Source organism: Microbacterium sp. SA156 (assembly GCF_049065455.1).
In the GTDB taxonomy this organism is placed as follows: Bacteria; Actinomycetota; Actinomycetes; order Actinomycetales; family Microbacteriaceae; genus Microbacterium; species Microbacterium barkeri.
Window position 1 is genome coordinate 141,002 of sequence record NZ_JBAKGU010000009.1, and the last position, 16,271, is coordinate 157,272.

Here is a 16,271-nt window from a genome sequence, read left to right on the forward strand (position 1 = left end):
GATGGCGCGGATGCGCCGGACGTCGCGCGCGGCGATCGCGGAGCGCGACGGGTGCCCGGGGTGGGCGATGTCAGGCGAAGGAAGCCGAAGGCGGTCCGCGCTGCAGGCGGATGTCGTGGAAGCGCCGGCTCGCCCGCTCGCTGCGGCGGTCTGCACGCAGGGGAAGCCGACGACGGATGCGCGCGAGCGGGAGCGCGGCCGCGCGCACGAGGCGCGCGATCGCCCACGCGGCAATCGCGCGGACGAGCTGCTCGCCGCGCCAGAGGAGCGCCGTCGTGACGAGCGCGGCGACCGCGTGCGCCGCGAGCATGGGGGCATCGGCCGCCGTCGCGAGGACGGCCGTCTCGACGAGGGCCGGATGCGCGTGCGCCTCGGCGTGCAGATGCCCCGCGTGCGCGCTCGCGGAGATGCGCGTCGCGACCGGCGACCCGAGCGCGAGGAATGCGAGGTGGAACGCCGCCTGGGTCGTGACGACGGCGGCGAGCACGCGGGACAGACGCGGACGCGGGCCGACGACGAGGATGGCCGGCAGAGCGAGCACCGCGGCCATCGCGACGACGAGGAGCGGAGCGGGAGCGGCTCCGCCGCCGACCGTGTGCGAGACGGCGGCGAGCACGGTCGCGACCGTCGACGCAGACGCCCCGCGGAGGGCGCGCAGCTGCCGGTCGGTCACGCCCCCCAGGATAGGCGCTCGCCGCGGGCGCCCGCGCCGTGCGGGGAACTCCGAGGCGTGGCCGCTAGCGTGGCGGCGTGGATGTCCTCGCGTTCGTGATCGGTGTGCTGGTCATGGTGGTCGGCCTCGCGGTCTCGATCGCGCTGCACGAGATCGGGCATCTCGTGCCCGCCAAGCGCTTCGGCGTGCGGGTCGGGCAGTACATGATCGGCATGGGCCCGACGCTGTGGTCGACGCGCCGCGGCGAGACCGAGTACGGCGTCAAGGCGCTCCCGATCGGCGGCTACATCTCGATGGCGGGCATGTACCCGCCGGCGAAGGACGAGCCGACGACCGCGGCCGACTCGGCCGCGGTCTCCGCGCGCACCGCCCGTCGCCGCGGCATCTACGCGACGCTCGTGCAGGACGCGCAGGCGGCGAACGCCGAGACGCTCGAGGGCGTCGACGACGCGCGCACCTTCCATCGGCTGCCGGTGTGGAAGCGCGTCGTCATCATGCTCGGCGGCCCGATCATGAACCTCGTGCTCGCGGTCGTCCTGTTCGCGGTGCTCTTCAGCGGCATCGGCATGCAGCAGGCGACGACGACGGTCGCCGCCGTGTCCGAGTGCGTCCTTCCTCCCGGTTCGACAGCGACAGAATGCGCGGCCGACGATCCCGAGGCGCCGGCGCACGCGGCCGGCATCCTCCCCGGCGACCGTCTCGTCGAGCTCGACGGAACCCCCGTGGAGACGTTCGCCGAGGCATCCGAGATCATCCGCGCGCACCCCGGCACGGCCATCCCCGTCGTCGTGGAGCGCGACGGCGCCCGTGTCCCGCTGACGCTCACGCCCGTCGAGAACGAGGTCGAGGTCACCGCGGACGACGGCACGACGTCGGTCGAGACCGTCGGCTACGCCGGCATCAGCTCGTCGGTCGAGCGCGTGCGCGAGCCGATCTGGGCGGGTCCGCAGGCGGCAGCAGACAACGTCGCGGCGGTCGTGGGAATCGTCGTCGACCTTCCCGCTCGGCTGTACGACACCGCCTACGACCTCTTCACCGGCGGGGAGCGCGACGCGGACGGCCCGATGAGCGTCGTCGGCGTGGGGCGTCTCGCGGGTGAGGTGGCCGCGACCGACGCGCCGATCCTCGACCGCGTCGCCGTGATGACGAGCCTCCTGGCGTCGCTCAACGTCGCGCTGTTCGTCTTCAACCTCGTGCCGCTGCTGCCGCTCGACGGCGGCCACATCCTCGTCGCCCTGTGGGACGGCGCGCGCCGGGCGGTCGCCAAGCTCCTCGGCCGCCCCGAGCCGGCGCCCACCGACGCCACGCGCCTCGTGCCCCTCACGCTCGTCGTGGTCGTGCTCCTCATCGGCATGGGCGCGCTGCTGTTCGCGGCCGACATCTTCAACCCCGTGCAGCTGCTCGGCGGCTGAACGCGCGCCAGGCGGTCTCAGGCGAGCGCGTGCGCGACGAGGCGCTCGAGGGTCCGCATGCCGTCGCGCGACAGGATGGACTCGAGGTGCCCCTGCACCGACGCGAAGCCCGCACCGCGGAGGGCGTAGACGTCGCCTGTCGACAGGTCGGCCGCGACCTCGACCTCGCCGACCGCGCCGCACCGCGTCTCGCTCGGCGTGAGCCGCGTGACGCCGGGCGTCACGCGGGCCGTGAAGGTGTTGTAGAAGCCGATCGATGCGCGCTCGCCGAAGAGGTCGACATCGAGCTGGAGGCCCTGGTGGGGGCTCGCGAGCGTCCCGAGGCCGACGCCGATGCGGTCCGCGAGGATCTGGTGGCTCAGGCACACGGCGAGGAGGGGGCGGTGCTGCTCGAGTCGGCGCACGACGACCTCGCGCATGCGGGCGACGCGCGGGCTCTCGTCGTCGCGCGGATCGCCGGGGCCGGGGCCCGAGACCACGAGCTCCGCCGCGTCGAGGCGGGCGGGCTCGGCCTCGCTCCAGTGCACGATCTCCACGTCGAGGCCCAGGTGGCGCAGCTGGTGCGCGAGCATCGTCGTGAAGCGGTCCTCGGCATCGACGACGACCGCGCGTCGGCCCGTGAACGGCGCCTGCCGGGCACCCGGCTCCTGCTCCTGCATCCAGAACGGCGCGAGGCGCGCGTTGCGGGAGGCCAGGAGCGTCGCGATGTCGGGGTCGTCGGCGAGACGACGGGCGGGGGCCGGCTCGTCGTCGTCGGGCACGATCGTGATCGCGCGCGGGATGGCGCCGATCGCGCCGAGCACGCCGGCCGCCTTGCCGTGCGTCTCGCTGACCTCCCCGTACGGATCCGAGTGCCGCACGAGGGTCGCGCCGACCGGCACGCGGAGGCGCCCGTCCTCGAGATACGCGGTGCGGATGAGGATCGGGGCGTCGAGGTCGTGCCCGCCCTCGGCGTTCGGCGTGAACAGCGCGGCGACGCCCGAGTAGTACCCGCGCGGCGACGCCTCGTGGCGGCGGATGACCGCGCACGCGTTCTGCATGGGGGAGCCCGTGACCGTCGGGGCGAACATCGTCTCCCGGAGGATCTCGCGCGGGTCCAGGCGCGAGCGCCCGCGCAGCACGTACTCCGTGTGCGTGAGGCGCGACATCTCCTTGAGATGCGGGCCCGTGATCCGGCCGCCGTCGCTGCAGACGGCGCTCATCATCTTGAGCTCCTCGTCGACGACCATGAAGAGCTCCTCGGTCTCCTTCGTCGACGAGAGGAACTCCGTCAGCGTCTCGACCGTCGCGCCGCCGGCCGGATGGCGGAAGGTGCCCGAGATCGGGTTCATCGTGACCACCCCGTCGCGCGCGCTGACGTGCGCCTCGGGGCTCGCCCCGACGGCCACGTGCCCGGGCGTGATGATCGCGAAGGTCCAGTACGCGCCGCGCTCGTGCTCGAGCAGCGCGCGGAACCAGGTCAGCGCGGCCACGCGCGGGTCGGCGTCGACGCCGGCCACGTAGTCGCGGCGGATGACGAAGTTGGCGCCTTCTCCGCGCCCGATCTCCTCGGAGATGACACGGCGGACGATCGCCGCGTACTCCGCGTCGTCGAGGTCGAAGCCCGCGGACGCGAGCGGGATGTGCTCGGCCGGCAGCGCGGCGACGGCGGCGTCGAGCGGGATGGCCGAGTGGGCGTCGACGGTGAGGCAGCGCAGCGGCGCGTCGTCGTCGTGCGCCTCGAAGCCGCGCTCGCGCACCTGGCGGAACGGCACGAGCGCGAGCACCTCGCGCGGGGTGCCGTCGGGCCCGGTCAGCGGGATGTCCGCGAGCAGCTCGACGTCGACGACCTCGCCCTCGAGCACCTCGACCGCGTCGCCGCCCTCGCGGACGATGAGCGCGAACGAGGCGCCGGGGTCGGCGGCGAGGCGGGCGATGAGGTCGGCCGTGGCGGGGGCAGCGGTCCCGGTCATGCGTGAAACTCCTCCTGGGCGAGGCTGCCCTCAGACAGAAAAGACCGCCCCATCCGGTTGAACTGGGCGGTCGAATTCGAGGTTCGCGAAGCACCGCCTATCGGGCGGGCCACCAGGTGCGGTTCGCGAACATGCGCCTGAAACTACCACAGGCGCGCGGAGCCTGCCCGCGGTGCGACGCTCCCGCCGCTCCGCTCGCCCGCCATCCAGCCCGCTTCCACCCGTGCGGCGTAACCTGGACCCGTGCCTGCAGTGAACATCGGTATGCCCCGCGTGCCCGAGACCCTCGCCCCGCGCCGCAAGTCGCGTCAGATCCGGGTCGGGAAGGTCCTCGTCGGCGGCGACGCCCCCGTCAGCGTGCAGTCCATGACGACGACGCCGACCACCGACATCAACGCGACGCTGCAGCAGATCGCCGAGCTCACGGCGTCGGGCTGCGAGATCGTCCGCGTCGCGGTGCCGAGCCAGGACGATGCGGATGTCCTCCACATCATCGCGAAGAAGAGCCAGATCCCGGTCATCGCGGACATCCACTTCCAGCCGAAGTACGTGTTCCAGGCGATCGACGCCGGGTGCGCGGCTGTCCGCGTGAACCCCGGCAACATCCGCAAGTTCGACGACCAGGTCGGCGCGATCGCGAAGGCCGCGCAGGCCGCCGGCGTCTCGCTCCGCATCGGCGTGAACGCGGGCTCGCTCGACCGCCGCCTGCTCGAGAAGTACGGCAAGGCGACGCCCGAGGCCCTCGTCGAGTCGGCGGTGTGGGAGGCGAGCCTGTTCGAGGAGCACGACTTCCACGACTTCAAGATCTCGGTCAAGCACAACGACCCGATCGTCATGGTGAAGGCGTACCGACTGCTCGCCGAGCGCGGCGACTGGCCGCTGCACCTCGGTGTGACCGAGGCGGGCCCCGCCTTCCAGGGCACGATCAAGTCGGCCACGGCGTTCGGCATCCTCCTCGCGGAGGGCATCGGCGACACCATCCGCGTCTCGCTCTCGGCGCCGCCCGCCGAGGAGGTCAAGGTCGGCCACCAGATCCTGCAGTCGCTCAACCTGCGCGAGCGCAAGCTCGAGATCGTGTCCTGCCCATCGTGCGGACGCGCCCAGGTCGACGTCTACTCGCTCGCCGACAGCGTCACCGAGGGGCTCAAGGACATGACGGTGCCGCTGCGCGTGGCGGTCATGGGGTGTGTCGTGAACGGGCCCGGCGAGGCGCGCGAGGCCGACCTCGGCGTCGCATCGGGCAACGGCAAGGGCCAGATCTTCGTCAAGGGCGAGGTCATCAAGACCGTGCCGGAGGCCGAGATCGTGCAGACGCTCATCGAGGAGGCGAACCGCATCGCCGACGCGATGGGCCCGGACGCCCCGCTCGGCACCGCGCAGGTCGTCACGGCGTAGCGCCGCGCGGCGCCGTGCCAGGATGGCGTCCGTGCCCCTCGACCGCATCGCCCTGATCTCCGACGTCCACGGCAATCTCACGGCGCTCGAGGCCGTGCTCGCCGACATCGCCGCGCGCGGCATCATGCATATCGTCAACCTCGGCGACACGGCGGGCAAGGGCCCGCGCGGAAGCGCCGCCGTGGCGCGCGTGCAGGAGGCCTGCGCGGTCAACGTGCGGGGCAACTGGGACGACTTCCTCGACACCATTCCGGACGAGGGCCCCGCCGAGATGGTCTGGTGGCGCGACGAGCTCACGGCCGCGCAGCGCCTCTGGCTGCGCACGCTGCCGCTCTGCCACGATCTCGCGCTGAGCGGGCGCCGCATCCGCCTCTTCCACGCGTCGGCGGAGAGCCCGCACGTGCGCGTGCACTTCCACCACACGGCCGAGCAGTTCGACGGGATGTTCCGCGCCACCGAGATGACCGGACCGGGCGCGGCTCCCGACGTCGTCGGCTACGGCGACATTCACGACGCGTACATCGAGTCGGCCGACGGGCGCACGCTCTTCAACGTCGGCAGCGTGGGCAACCCGCTCGACGAGCCCACGCCGTCGTACGTCATCCTCGAGGGCGAGCTCGACGGGGAGCGCGGCGCCCCCTTCGGCGTCCAGTTCGTGCGCGTGCCGTACGACGTCGAAGCCGAGATCGCGGTCGCCCGGGAGCGCGCGATGCCCACGGCGGACGTGTGGGAGATCGAGCTGCGCACCGCCGTCTACCGCGGTCGCCAGACCGCCTGAGCGGCCTCAGCGCACGGCGGCGACGACGAGCTCGGCGAGCCGCTCCGGCTGCGTGAACTGCGGCCAGTGCCCCGAGCCGATGCGCACGACCTCGACGTCGGCGATGGCGCCGAACTCGTCCGCGAACGGCCCCCACTGCGCGAGCTCGGCGCGGAGGGCGTCCTCGTCCATCGACCCCATCAGGAGCGTGACCGGCACGTCGTGCCGTCGCGGATCCGAGAGCGCGATCTCGTCGGTCGGGACCCGGGCCGGCACGCTTCCGGTGAGCGCGGCCGTCCGCTCGCGCGTCTCCGCGTCGAGGTCGGCCGTCTCGGGCGCGTCGAAGAAGTCCCACCCCGGGAACGGCACGACGCCGCCCTCGACGGGGAACTCCGAGATGCCGAAGCCGGGCGCGGGCGGCACCGTGTCCACGAAGACCGCGCGTGCCACGCGATCGGGCCGCGCATCGACCGCGCCCCAGGCCACGTTGCCGCCGCCCGAGTGGCCCACGAGGACGACCCGCTCGGCGGCGGCGTCGATCTCCGCGACGACCGCGTCGATCCAGTCGGCGAGGCCGATGTCGCCGGGATCGGGGTCCCCGACGCCGGGCATGGTGAGGGGGCGAGGGCGATGGCCGGCGGCCGTGAGCGCGTCGACGATCGGCCCCCAGGACCGTGCGTCGAGCCAGAGACCGGGAATGAGGAGGACGTCCATGCCCTCGACGCTAGCGGCGGCCTCCGACATGACGGAAGGGGCGGCGCCGCGTTCTGCTTCAGGCGGATACGGGGCGGGCGATCAGGGCGCCGGGCGCCTCTCGCGCTACGCGCGCGGCGTCGCGCCGCGCGTCCTCGGCGACGCGCTCGAGCCATCCGCTCGTCCGCGCCGTGTCCGCATGGCGCACGTCGGTGAAGCGAGAGGCGTGCACCCGGCGGATGCCGCAGAAGCGCAGGGTCTGGGCGCGCAGCTGGCGCATCGCGGGGTCGCCCGTCGCCCACAGGAACCATCGCGGTGAGTCGCTCGTCATGATGACCCGGCCCGTGCGCCCGCGGAGGAGCCCCTCGGGGAACCCGTTCGCCCGATATCGGTACGCGACCCGGGGCAGGAGCACGCGATCCAGGAAGCCCTTGAGGAGTGCGGGCGTCGATGCCCACCAGACCGGGGTCGCGACGACGACGTGGTCGGCGGCGAAGATCGCCTCGAGGGCGCGCTCGAGGTCGGGCTCGAGCGGCTGCTCGGCCCGATAGCCGGCGCGCAGCACGGGATCGAAGTCGAGATCGCGCACCGCGAGCACGACCGCGTCGCCGTGCGCCTCCGCGTAGCGGCGGGCCAGGGCGGACACGAGGGAATCGGGCGACGGATGGCCGTCGATGACGAGAGCGGGCACGGCTCCTCCTGAGATGTGGGCACTGTCCAGAATGTGGACACTGTCAGGATAGCTAGGATCTTGCGCGTGTCAACATCCGTCAGTAGGTACCACCATGGCGACCTCGGTCCCGCGCTGCTCGAGGCGGCGGAAGCGCTCCTGGCGGAGCGCGGTGCGGCGGCGCTGAGCCTCCGTGAGGTCGCACGCCGGGCGGGTGTGAGCCACAACGCGCCGTATCACCACTTCGCCGACCGCCTCGCGCTCCTCAAGCGCCTCTCCGAGCGGCACATGGACGCTCTCCTCGACGCGCAGCGCCGCGCGGCGGAGGGGGAGCGCGATCCGCGCGCACGGCTCCGCGCGATCGCGTCGGCCTACGTCGGGTACGCGCGGGAGCATCCGCACGGCTTCGGCATCGTCTTCGACCCCGAGGTGTGCGTGCCCGGCCATCCGTCGGAGGCGATGGCACCGCTCATCCGCGCGAACGAGGAGCTGATCGCCGAGGTCGTCGCACAGGCCGCGCCCGAGCTCGACGCTCCGACGCGGGAGGCCGCGGTCGCCGGTGTGTGGGGCCTCGCGCACGGGCTCGCGACGCTCGTCGTCGCGGGGCACATCGACGCGGGGCAGGTCGACGCGGGCATCGACGGCGTCATCGCCCTCGCGAGCGCGTCCGCCTGAGTGCGAGGCGTCACGCGACGGAGAGGACGACCGCTCCCGTCGCGATGTCGGTCGACTCGACGCGCACGCGGATGCGCGTGCCCGGCTCGACCGCCTCCTGCACCGTCGCCGTCACGAACGGGTCGGCGATCTGCACGCGGCGGCCGCCTTTCGTCTCGGCGAGGACAACCGCGTCCAGGATGTCGCCGATGCGCGCGTGCAGGACGGCCGCCTCGACGCGGTCGACGGCGCCGGACTCGAGACGAGACGCGAGGGCCGACGACCGGCGCATGATGTCGGGCAGCAGCGGCAGGGTGTCGACATCGGCACGCCCCGTGCAGGCCAGCAGCACGAAGCGGTCGACGAGCCGCCGCAGGGGAGCGGTGGCATGCGCGTAGGGCGCGCCGATCGCGGCCTGGCCGGCATCCGCCGGGAGCTCGTCGGGAGACGTGAACGCCGCGTAGTCCGCACCGCGGAAGAGCGCGCTCGCGGCCTGCAGGACCGCGGGCGTCGCGGGGTCGGCCGGGTCGAGCCGGCGCAGGTACTCGCCGTAGTCCACGGCGGCGTCGTCCCAGGGGCGACCGAGGAGCGCGACGCGCCGCCGGAACTCCGCGAGCGACTCCTCGTCGGCCGGCGGCATGGTCCGCAGGATGCCGCGGCCCTCCCGCTGCATGATCGCGGCCGCGGCCATCCCCGTCATGAGGGAGATCTGCGCGTTCCAGTCCTCGACGGGAAGGGGTCTGCGCATCCGCAGCGTGTAGCCGTCCGGCCCGTCCACGATCTCCTCTTCGGGTGCGTTGAGGCTCGCTCCGCCGCGCGCGGCCTCCTGCGCGATCCGCAGGGGGCCGACCTCTGCAAGAAGCCGGAGCGTCTCCGGAGCCGAGCCGTCGTCGATCGCCCGCTGGGCCTCCTCGTACGTCCACTGGCGCCGTGATCGCACCCACGCGCGCTCGAGCGTCACGTCCTCGGCGCCGTGCGCTCCCTCGGCATCGAGCGCGAAGCGCCACACATAGGCGCGGCGGTCCTCGTCGGGCAGGAGCGACGCGGCCCCGTGCGACAGCGCCTCGGGATGGAGCGGGATGGAGCCGTCGGGCGCGTAGAGGGTCTGCCCGCGGCGCCGTGCCTCCGCGTCGATCGCCCCGCCGGGGCGCACGAACGCCGCGAGGTCGGCGATCGCGTAGTGGACGACGAAGCCGTCACCCGCGCGGGCGATGTGCATCGCCTGATCGAGATCGCGCGATCCCTCGGGATCGATGGTCAGGAACACGAGGTCGCGCAGATCCGCGCGCTCGGCGTCCGAGCCGTCGACGGCGGCATCGCTCGTGGCGACCTCCTCCGCCTCGGCGACGACCTCGGGCGGGAACGAATCGGGCAGCTCGAGCGATCGCCGCAGCTCGGCGAGCGCCTCTCCGAGCGCGCTCTGGACGGCGGACGGCGACAGGCGGGTGTGACGTGCCGGCATGCCGTCAGCCTAGGGGTGCGCCCGCGGGAGTCAGGCGAGCACGCGCGTCAGCTTCTCGGGGTTCGACACCCGGCGGATGCCGCGGATGGCGCCGCTCGCGTCGAACTCGAACGCGATGACGTCGACCTCCGCCCCGATCGCGAGCGACAGCCCGGGCTCCCCGTTGACCTCCGTGTGCGCGACGCGGGGCCGCACGCCCGCCGCGATCGCCTTGCCGAGGATGCCCGCGAGGAAGCGGGCGATGCGACGCGGGCCGAAGACGGGGTTGAGAGCGCTGCGGACGCGTCCTCCGCCGTCCGCCCACAGGATGGCGTCGTCGGCGAGCGATGCCACCACGGCCGCGATGTCGCCGCCCTCGATGGCCTCGACGACGCGGGCGAGCGCCTCACGCGAGGGAGGGGGTGGTGACGCGGCGCGATCTCCGTCGAGCTGGAGCCGGCGCTCGCCGCGGGAGATGAGCTGACGCACGGCCGCCGGCGAGCGCTCGAGCACGCGTCCGATCTCGACCGCGCTCATCCCGAACGCCCGGTGGAGCACGACGGCCGCGCGCGCCTCGGGCGAGAGCTGCTCGGCGAGGTGCAGCACCGTGAGCGAGAGCATCTCGCGATCGGCGACGACGTCCTCGGGAAGCCGGTCGACCGCGACCGGCTCGGGGAGCCACGGGCCGGGGTACTCCTCCCGCTCCGCCGCGAGCTGCCGCAGTCGGTCGATCGAGCGCCGCACGCACGTCGTGGTGAGCCATGCGGGCCACGACCGCACGGGCGCGCGCCGCTCGGCGCGGACGGCCTCGAGCGCCACCTCGGAGACCACGTCCTCCGCGTGGCCGAAGTCCCCGAGCATCCGATAGGCGATGCCGACGAGGCGGTCGCGCTCCTCGCGCCAGGCGAGAGCGGCCGCCGAGCGCGACGACAGGGCCTCCACGATGCTCAGGCTACGGGGTGGGCGGCGTCCACCGGCGGCTCCATCTCGGTCGCGATCGCGATCCGGTTCCAGACGTTGATCGTCGCGATCGCCAGCACGATGGCACCGAGCTGCCCGTCGTCGAAGTGCCGCGCCGCGGCATCCCAGACCACGTCGTCGACCCCGTCGGGCCCGAGGCGGGTGACGGCGTCGGTGAGGGCGAGCACCGCCGTCTCGCGCTCGTCGAACAGGGAGCGCGCATGACGCCACGCGGCGACCGCGTGCAGCCTGCGCTGCGAGATCCCGCGCCGGGCTCCGTCGGTCGCGTGCATGTCCACGCAGAATCCGCATCCGTTCAGGACGGATGCCCGCAGCTTGATGAGCTCGTAGAGCTCGGCGTCCACGGTCGAGCGCACATAGCCCTCGAGGCCGATCACCGCGGCATAGCCGAGCTTGTTGGTCTTCGCGATCGCGATGCGCGACATGGGCGTCCTCCTCCGGTCGGTGTCGACGGCGGATGGCCGTCCATCCATACCGTCGGAGCGCGTGCGCGAAGTGTGACGGGGGCGCCGCCGGCGTGTCGGAGCGGCGAGGGCGCGGGCCTAGACTTGTCGCTCGTGGTCACCCGTCTGTCGCAACTCTTCGTCCGCACGCTCCGAGAAGACCCTGCCGAGGCAGAGGTCGCGAGCCACCGCCTGCTCGTCAGGGCCGGTTACATCCGCCGTCAGGCGGCCGGCATCTTCGCGTGGCTCCCGCTCGGCCTGCGGGTGAAGGCGCGGATCGAGCAGATCATCCGCGAGGAGATGACGGCGGCCGGTGCGCAGGAGGTGCACTTCCCGGCGCTCATGCCGCGTGAGCCCTATCAGGCCACGGGCCGCTGGGACGAGTACGGCGACCTCCTCTTCCGTCTGCAGGACCGCAAGGGCGGCGACTACCTCCTCGCGCCGACGCACGAGGAGGCGTTCACGCTCCTCGTCAAGGACCTCTACTCGTCGTACAAGGACCTTCCGCTCACGATCTACCAGATCCAGGACAAGTACCGCGACGAGGCTCGGCCGCGCGCCGGCCTCCTGCGCGGACGCGAGTTCACGATGAAGGACGCGTACTCGTTCGACCACACCGACGAGGGCCTCGACCGCTCGTACCAGGCGCAGCGCGACGCGTACGAGCGCATCTTCCAGCGCCTCGGACTCGAGTACGCGATTGTGCAGGCCGACGCCGGGGCGATGGGCGGGTCGCGCTCCGAGGAGTTCCTCCACCCGACGCCCGTCGGCGAGGACACGTTCGTTCGCAGCGAGGGCGGCTACGCGGCCAACGTCGAGGCGTACACGACGACGGCGCCCGAGCCCGTCCCGTTCGACGGCCTCCCCGAGCCCGTCGTCTTCGACTCGCCCGGCACCACGACCATCCAGACCCTCGTCGCGCACGCGAACGACGTGCTCGAGGGGGAGTGGACCGCGGCCGACACGCTCAAGAACGTCGTGCTCGCGCTCACCCATCTGGACGGCACGCGCGAGCTCGTCGTCGTGGGCATCCCCGGCGACCGCGACATCGACGACAAGCGCGTCGAGGTCGCCTTCGCGCCCGCCGAGGTCGAGCCAGCGACGGACGCCGACTTCGAGGCGAACCCGCTCCTCGTCCGCGGGTTCATCGGGCCCTGGAGCGCGACCGGGCCCATCCTCGGCGAGGAGTCGGCCACGGGCATCCGCTACCTCCTCGACCCCCGCGTCGTCGACGGCACGCGCTGGATCACGGGCGCGAACCAGGCCGACCGCCACGTACACGGGCTCGTCGCCGGGCGCGACTTCACGGCCGACGGCTTCGTCGAGGCGGCGACCGTGCGCGACGGAGACCCCGCTCCGGATGGCTCGGGCCCCGTGACGCTCGCGCGCGGCATGGAGATCGGCCACGTCTTCCAGCTCGGCCGGAAGTACGCGGAGGCGCTCGGCCTCAAGGTGCTCGACGAGAACGGCAAGCTCGTGACCGTCACGATGGGCTCGTACGGCATCGGCGTCACGCGCATCCTCGCGATCATCGCCGAGCTCTCGCACGACGACAGGGGCCTCATCTGGCCCGAGTCGGTCGCGCCGTTCGACGTGCACGTCGTGGCCACGGGCAAGGGAGACGAGGCGTTCGCGCTCGCCGAGCGGCTCGTCGCCGACCTCGAGTCGGCCCGCCTCGACGTGCTCTACGACGACCGTCCGAAGGTGTCGCCGGGGGTCAAGTTCGGCGACGCCGAGCTCATCGGCGTGCCGAAGCTCGTCGTCGTCGGGCGCGGTGCGGCCGACGGGATGGTCGAGCTGTGGGACCGTCGGACGGGCGACCGCGAGGTGGTCCCGTTCGCCGACGCCGTGGCGCGCCTGACGGCCTGACGCGCCGCGCGGCGTTTGGCCGCGGCACTCCGAGGCGACATACTGACGCGCATGGAAGACCTCGAAGCGTTCATCGGCTGGTTCGGCAACGAAGTTCTCTGGACCTGGATCGTGCTGCCGATCGTGGCGCTCCTCGGCGTGTACATCACGGTGCGCTCGGGCGCGGTGCAGATCCGCATGCTGCCGGAGATGATCCGGACCCTTGCGGACAAGACCCCGCTCGACGACGACGGCCGCCCGCAGTCGGTGTCCTCGTTCCAGGCGTTCACCATCTCGGCGGCCTCGCGCGTCGGCACGGGGAACATCGCGGGCGTCGCGACCGCGATCGCAGTCGGCGGGCCCGGCGCGGTCTTCTGGATGTGGCTCATGGCGACGATCGGCGCCGCCTCCGCCTTCGCCGAGTCGACGCTCGCCCAGCTGTTCAAGGTGCGCGACAAGGACGGCTTCCGCGGCGGCCCCGCGTACTACATGGCAAAGGGACTGCGTGCCCGCTGGATGGGCGTCGCGTTCGCGGTCATCCTCATCTTCTGCTTCCCGTTCGCCTTCTCGGCTCTGCAGGCGAACACGATCGCGCTCACGATGTCGTCCGCCATCACGCAGCTCTCCGGGGCCGAGGGCACCTGGCTGCTCTGGGTCGTCGGGATCCTCACGGCGGCGCTGACGGGCGTCATCGTGTTCGGCGGCGTGCGCCGGATCGCGAGCGTGACGCAGGGGCTCGTCCCCGTCATGGCGCTCGCCTACCTGCTCCTGGGCCTCGCGGTCGTCATCGTGCACATCGACCAGCTCCCGGCGGCGTTCGCGTCGATCTTCACGCAGGCGTTCGGGGTCAACCAGATCCTCGGCGCGACGCTGGGCCAGATCATCCTCACGGGCGTCAAGCGCGGCATGTTCTCGAACGAGGCCGGCCTCGGCTCGGCGCCCAACGCGGGCGCCGCCGCCGCCGTCACGCACCCCGCGAAGCAGGGCTTCGTGCAGTCGCTCGGCGTCTACTTCGACACCATGATCGTGTGCTCGATCACCGCGTTCACGGTCCTCGTCGCGGTCCCGATCGAGAAGGGCGGGATGTCCGGCATCGAGCTCACCGAGCACGCGCTGACCTCGTCGCTCGGGGGCTGGGCCACGATCGCCCTGGCGGTCGTCGTGTTCATGCTCGCGTTCAGCTCGATCATCGGGAACTACTACTACGGCGAGGCGAGCATGGAGTTCATCTCGACGAAGCCCGCGGTGCTCACGACGTTCCGGGCGCTCGTCGTGCTCGCGGTGCTCGCGGGGTCGGTCGCCGCCGCGAGCTTCGTCTGGACGCTCGCGGACGCGATCATGGGCGTCATGGCCGTGATCAACCTCGTCGCGGTCGCGCTGCTGTCGGGTCTCGTCTTCCGACTGCTCAAGGACTACTCGCAGCAGCGCCGAGCAGGTGCCGATCCGGTGTTCACGCGCGACCTCATGCCCGACGTGCAGGGCATCGAGTGCTGGGAGAACGCGGAGAGCGTGACCGGCCCGATCCGGGTGGTCGGCCGCAGGCGCTGAGGCCCGCGCCCGCGGCCCGCTCCCAGCGTGGGCGCGGCTCGATCCGGTATCGTTGCGGAGATGTCGGCGAGACGTGTGCCGATGAGAGCTGAATACGGAGGACGCTGTGGATATCGATCTCGGATTGCTGCGAACGGTCGAGCGCGAGAAGGAGATCCCGTTCGACGAACTCGTTCGGATCATCGAGCAGGCCGTCCTCACGGCATACGGCAAGCACGTCTCCCAGAGCGGCGAGATCCCCGAGGGCGCACGCGCGCACCTCGACCGCAAGACCGGCCACGTCGCGATCCTCGTCCCCGTGCGGGATGAGGAGGGCGCGGTCATCGGCGAGGAGGAGACGACTCCCGAGGACTTCGGCCGCATCGCCGCCTACGCGGCCAAGCAGGTCATCAGCCAGCGCCTGCGCGACCTGGCCGACGACGCCGTGCTCGGCGAGTTCCGCGGCAAGGAGGGCGACATCGTCGCTGGCGTCGTGCAGCAGGGGCCCAACCCGCGCATGATCCACGTCGACCTCGGCACGGTCGAGGCCATCCTGCCGCCCGAGGAGCAGGTGCCCGGCGAGGAGTACTCGCACGGATCCCGCCTGCGCGTCTACGTCACGAGCGTCGCGAAGGGCCTCAAGGGCCCGCAGATCACCGTGTCGCGCACGCACCCCGGTCTCGTCCGCAAGCTCTTCGCGCTCGAGGTCCCCGAGATCGCGAACGGGCTCGTCGAGATCACCTCGCTCGCCCGCGAGGCGGGGCACCGCACGAAGATCGCCGTGCGCGCGAACGACCCGTCGATCAACGCGAAGGGCGCCTGCATCGGCGAGCTGGGCCGCCGCGTCCGCGCCGTGACGGAGGAGCTCAGCGGGGAGAAGATCGACATCGTCGACCACGATGACGACCTCCCGAAGTTCGTCGCGAACGCGCTGTCTCCCGCCAAGGTGACGAGCAGCTTCGTGCTCGACGCGACGACGAAGGCCGTTCGCGCGCTCGTGCCCGACTACCAGCTGTCGCTCGCGATCGGCAAGGAGGGGCAGAACGCCCGTCTCGCCGCCAAGCTCACGGGCGCCAAGATCGACATCCAGCCCGACAGCATCCTCGAGCAGGGCTGAGCCGGCCCGATCGAAAGGGCCGTCGCGACACGCGCGACGGCCATCCGCGATGCCGAGGTGTAGGATGGAACCCGTACGGACGTGCGTCGCCTGTCGCATGCGCGCTCCCCGAGCCGCCCTTCTCAGGGTGGTCGTCATCGATTCCGAGCTCGTCCCCGATGAGCGCGCTGTCATGCCGGGCCGGGGGGCGTGGGTCCATCCGACGCCCGAGTGCATCGGAACCGCACTCACACGCCGCGCCTTCGTACGAGCACTGCGCGTGCCGGGCCCGCTCGACACGCAGACCTTCGAGAAATGGCTGAGCAGCTATGGAAATCAAGTGAACGGCTCGAAATGAGACCCGTCCGCCTTTAGAGGTCTGCCCTGTCCGGGGCAGGCCGCCCCAGACAGGAGAATTGTGGCAAAACCACGCGTACATGAGATCGCCGCGGAGCTGGGCGTCGACAGCAAGGTCGCGCTCGCGAAGCTCAAGGAGCTCGGCGAGTTCGTGAAGAGCCCGTCGTCGACGGTCGAACCGCCCGTCGCGCGCAAGCTGCGCGCCGCGCTCGAGTCGGAGGCCGCCGCGAAGCCCGCGGACGCCCCCGCCGACGCGAAGCCCGCGGCCCGCACCTCGCCGCCGCCGGCCTCGACTACCGGCTCGTCGACGGGGCGGACCGCGACGCGCTGGGCCGCACGCTCCAAGCTGTGTCGCGCGGATTCCTCGGCCCG

16 protein-coding genes are annotated in these 16,271 nt (G+C 72.3%); 9 read left to right on the top strand and 7 right to left on the bottom strand.

Annotated features, from left to right (window positions below):
• Positions 1–70: 70 nt before the first annotated feature.
• Positions 71–673, bottom strand: a complete 603-nt coding sequence (locus tag ACOWU6_RS10470) for a hypothetical protein (protein WP_421075638.1) — start codon at positions 671–673, stop codon at positions 71–73.
• A 77-nt stretch (positions 674–750) separates the two neighbouring features.
• Here ACOWU6_RS10470 and ACOWU6_RS10475 point away from each other — a divergent pair, with 77 nt between their 5' ends.
• The gene (locus tag ACOWU6_RS10475) at positions 751–2,085 is read left to right on the top strand and encodes a M50 family metallopeptidase (protein ID WP_421075639.1); all 1,335 of its coding nucleotides are present in this window, start codon (positions 751–753) and stop codon (positions 2,083–2,085) included.
• A 17-nt stretch (positions 2,086–2,102) separates the two neighbouring features.
• Here ACOWU6_RS10475 and ACOWU6_RS10480 read toward each other — a convergent pair whose 3' ends face one another.
• Positions 2,103–4,037 (bottom strand): chorismate-binding protein, encoded by a 1,935-nt coding sequence (locus ACOWU6_RS10480; RefSeq protein ID WP_421075640.1) that lies wholly within the window; start codon positions 4,035–4,037, stop codon positions 2,103–2,105.
• Positions 4,038–4,280: 243 nt separating this feature from the next.
• Here ACOWU6_RS10480 and ispG point away from each other — a divergent pair, with 243 nt between their 5' ends.
• The gene (gene ispG, locus ACOWU6_RS10485) at positions 4,281–5,432 is read left to right on the top strand and encodes a flavodoxin-dependent (E)-4-hydroxy-3-methylbut-2-enyl-diphosphate synthase (RefSeq protein WP_271172211.1); all 1,152 of its coding nucleotides are present in this window, start codon (positions 4,281–4,283) and stop codon (positions 5,430–5,432) included.
• 22 nt (positions 5,433–5,454) lie between these two features.
• Positions 5,455–6,210 (top strand): metallophosphoesterase family protein, encoded by a 756-nt coding sequence (locus tag ACOWU6_RS10490; protein WP_421075641.1) that lies wholly within the window; start codon positions 5,455–5,457, stop codon positions 6,208–6,210.
• 6 nt (positions 6,211–6,216) lie between these two features.
• On the opposite strand, the gene ACOWU6_RS10495 is transcribed toward ACOWU6_RS10490, so the two are convergent.
• Together ACOWU6_RS10495 and ACOWU6_RS10500 are read right to left on the bottom strand one after the other, a co-directional pair.
• Positions 6,217–6,903 (bottom strand): alpha/beta fold hydrolase, encoded by a 687-nt coding sequence (locus tag ACOWU6_RS10495; RefSeq protein WP_421075642.1) that lies wholly within the window; start codon positions 6,901–6,903, stop codon positions 6,217–6,219.
• A gap of 58 nt (positions 6,904–6,961) precedes the next feature.
• Positions 6,962–7,573: an NAD(P)H-dependent oxidoreductase gene (locus ACOWU6_RS10500; protein WP_421075643.1), complete on the bottom strand. Its 612-nt coding sequence runs from the start codon at positions 7,571–7,573 to the stop codon at positions 6,962–6,964.
• A gap of 66 nt (positions 7,574–7,639) precedes the next feature.
• On the opposite strand from ACOWU6_RS10500, the gene ACOWU6_RS10505 reads away from it, so the two are divergent.
• Positions 7,640–8,227, top strand: coding sequence for a TetR/AcrR family transcriptional regulator (locus ACOWU6_RS10505; protein ID WP_421075644.1), 588 nt, complete (start codon positions 7,640–7,642; stop codon positions 8,225–8,227).
• A gap of 10 nt (positions 8,228–8,237) precedes the next feature.
• Here ACOWU6_RS10505 and ACOWU6_RS10510 read toward each other — a convergent pair whose 3' ends face one another.
• The 3 genes from ACOWU6_RS10510 to ACOWU6_RS10520 are packed head-to-tail and all read right to left on the bottom strand — an operon-like array spanning position 8,238 to position 11,053.
• The gene (locus ACOWU6_RS10510; RefSeq protein ID WP_421075645.1) at positions 8,238–9,668 is read right to left on the bottom strand and encodes an RNB domain-containing ribonuclease; all 1,431 of its coding nucleotides are present in this window, start codon (positions 9,666–9,668) and stop codon (positions 8,238–8,240) included.
• Positions 9,669–9,698: 30 nt separating this feature from the next.
• The gene (locus tag ACOWU6_RS10515) at positions 9,699–10,589 is read right to left on the bottom strand and encodes a sigma-70 family RNA polymerase sigma factor (RefSeq protein WP_421075646.1); all 891 of its coding nucleotides are present in this window, start codon (positions 10,587–10,589) and stop codon (positions 9,699–9,701) included.
• A gap of 5 nt (positions 10,590–10,594) precedes the next feature.
• Entirely contained in the window at positions 10,595–11,053 is a 459-nt protein-coding gene (locus ACOWU6_RS10520) for a carboxymuconolactone decarboxylase family protein (RefSeq protein ID WP_421075647.1), read from the bottom strand.
• Between the two features lie 132 nt (positions 11,054–11,185).
• Here ACOWU6_RS10520 and ACOWU6_RS10525 point away from each other — a divergent pair, with 132 nt between their 5' ends.
• From ACOWU6_RS10525 to ACOWU6_RS10545, 5 genes are all read left to right on the top strand, one after another.
• Positions 11,186–12,940 carry a proline--tRNA ligase gene (locus ACOWU6_RS10525; protein ID WP_282978091.1) on the top strand — a complete coding sequence of 585 codons (1,755 nt, stop codon included), beginning with the start codon at positions 11,186–11,188 and terminating at the stop codon, positions 12,938–12,940.
• A 51-nt stretch (positions 12,941–12,991) separates the two neighbouring features.
• On the top strand, positions 12,992–14,467 hold the full coding sequence (locus tag ACOWU6_RS10530) for an alanine/glycine:cation symporter family protein (RefSeq protein WP_282978090.1): 1,476 nt from the start codon (positions 12,992–12,994) through the stop codon (positions 14,465–14,467).
• A 106-nt stretch (positions 14,468–14,573) separates the two neighbouring features.
• Positions 14,574–15,563 (top strand): transcription termination factor NusA, encoded by a 990-nt coding sequence (nusA, locus tag ACOWU6_RS10535; protein WP_271172201.1) that lies wholly within the window; start codon positions 14,574–14,576, stop codon positions 15,561–15,563.
• Positions 15,564–15,627: 64 nt separating this feature from the next.
• Entirely contained in the window at positions 15,628–15,900 is a 273-nt protein-coding gene (locus tag ACOWU6_RS10540) for a YlxR family protein (protein ID WP_271172200.1), read from the top strand.
• A 60-nt stretch (positions 15,901–15,960) separates the two neighbouring features.
• Positions 15,961–16,271: translation initiation factor IF-2 N-terminal domain-containing protein (locus ACOWU6_RS10545; RefSeq protein WP_421075648.1), on the top strand; the 311-nt coding region annotated here is incomplete at its 3' end.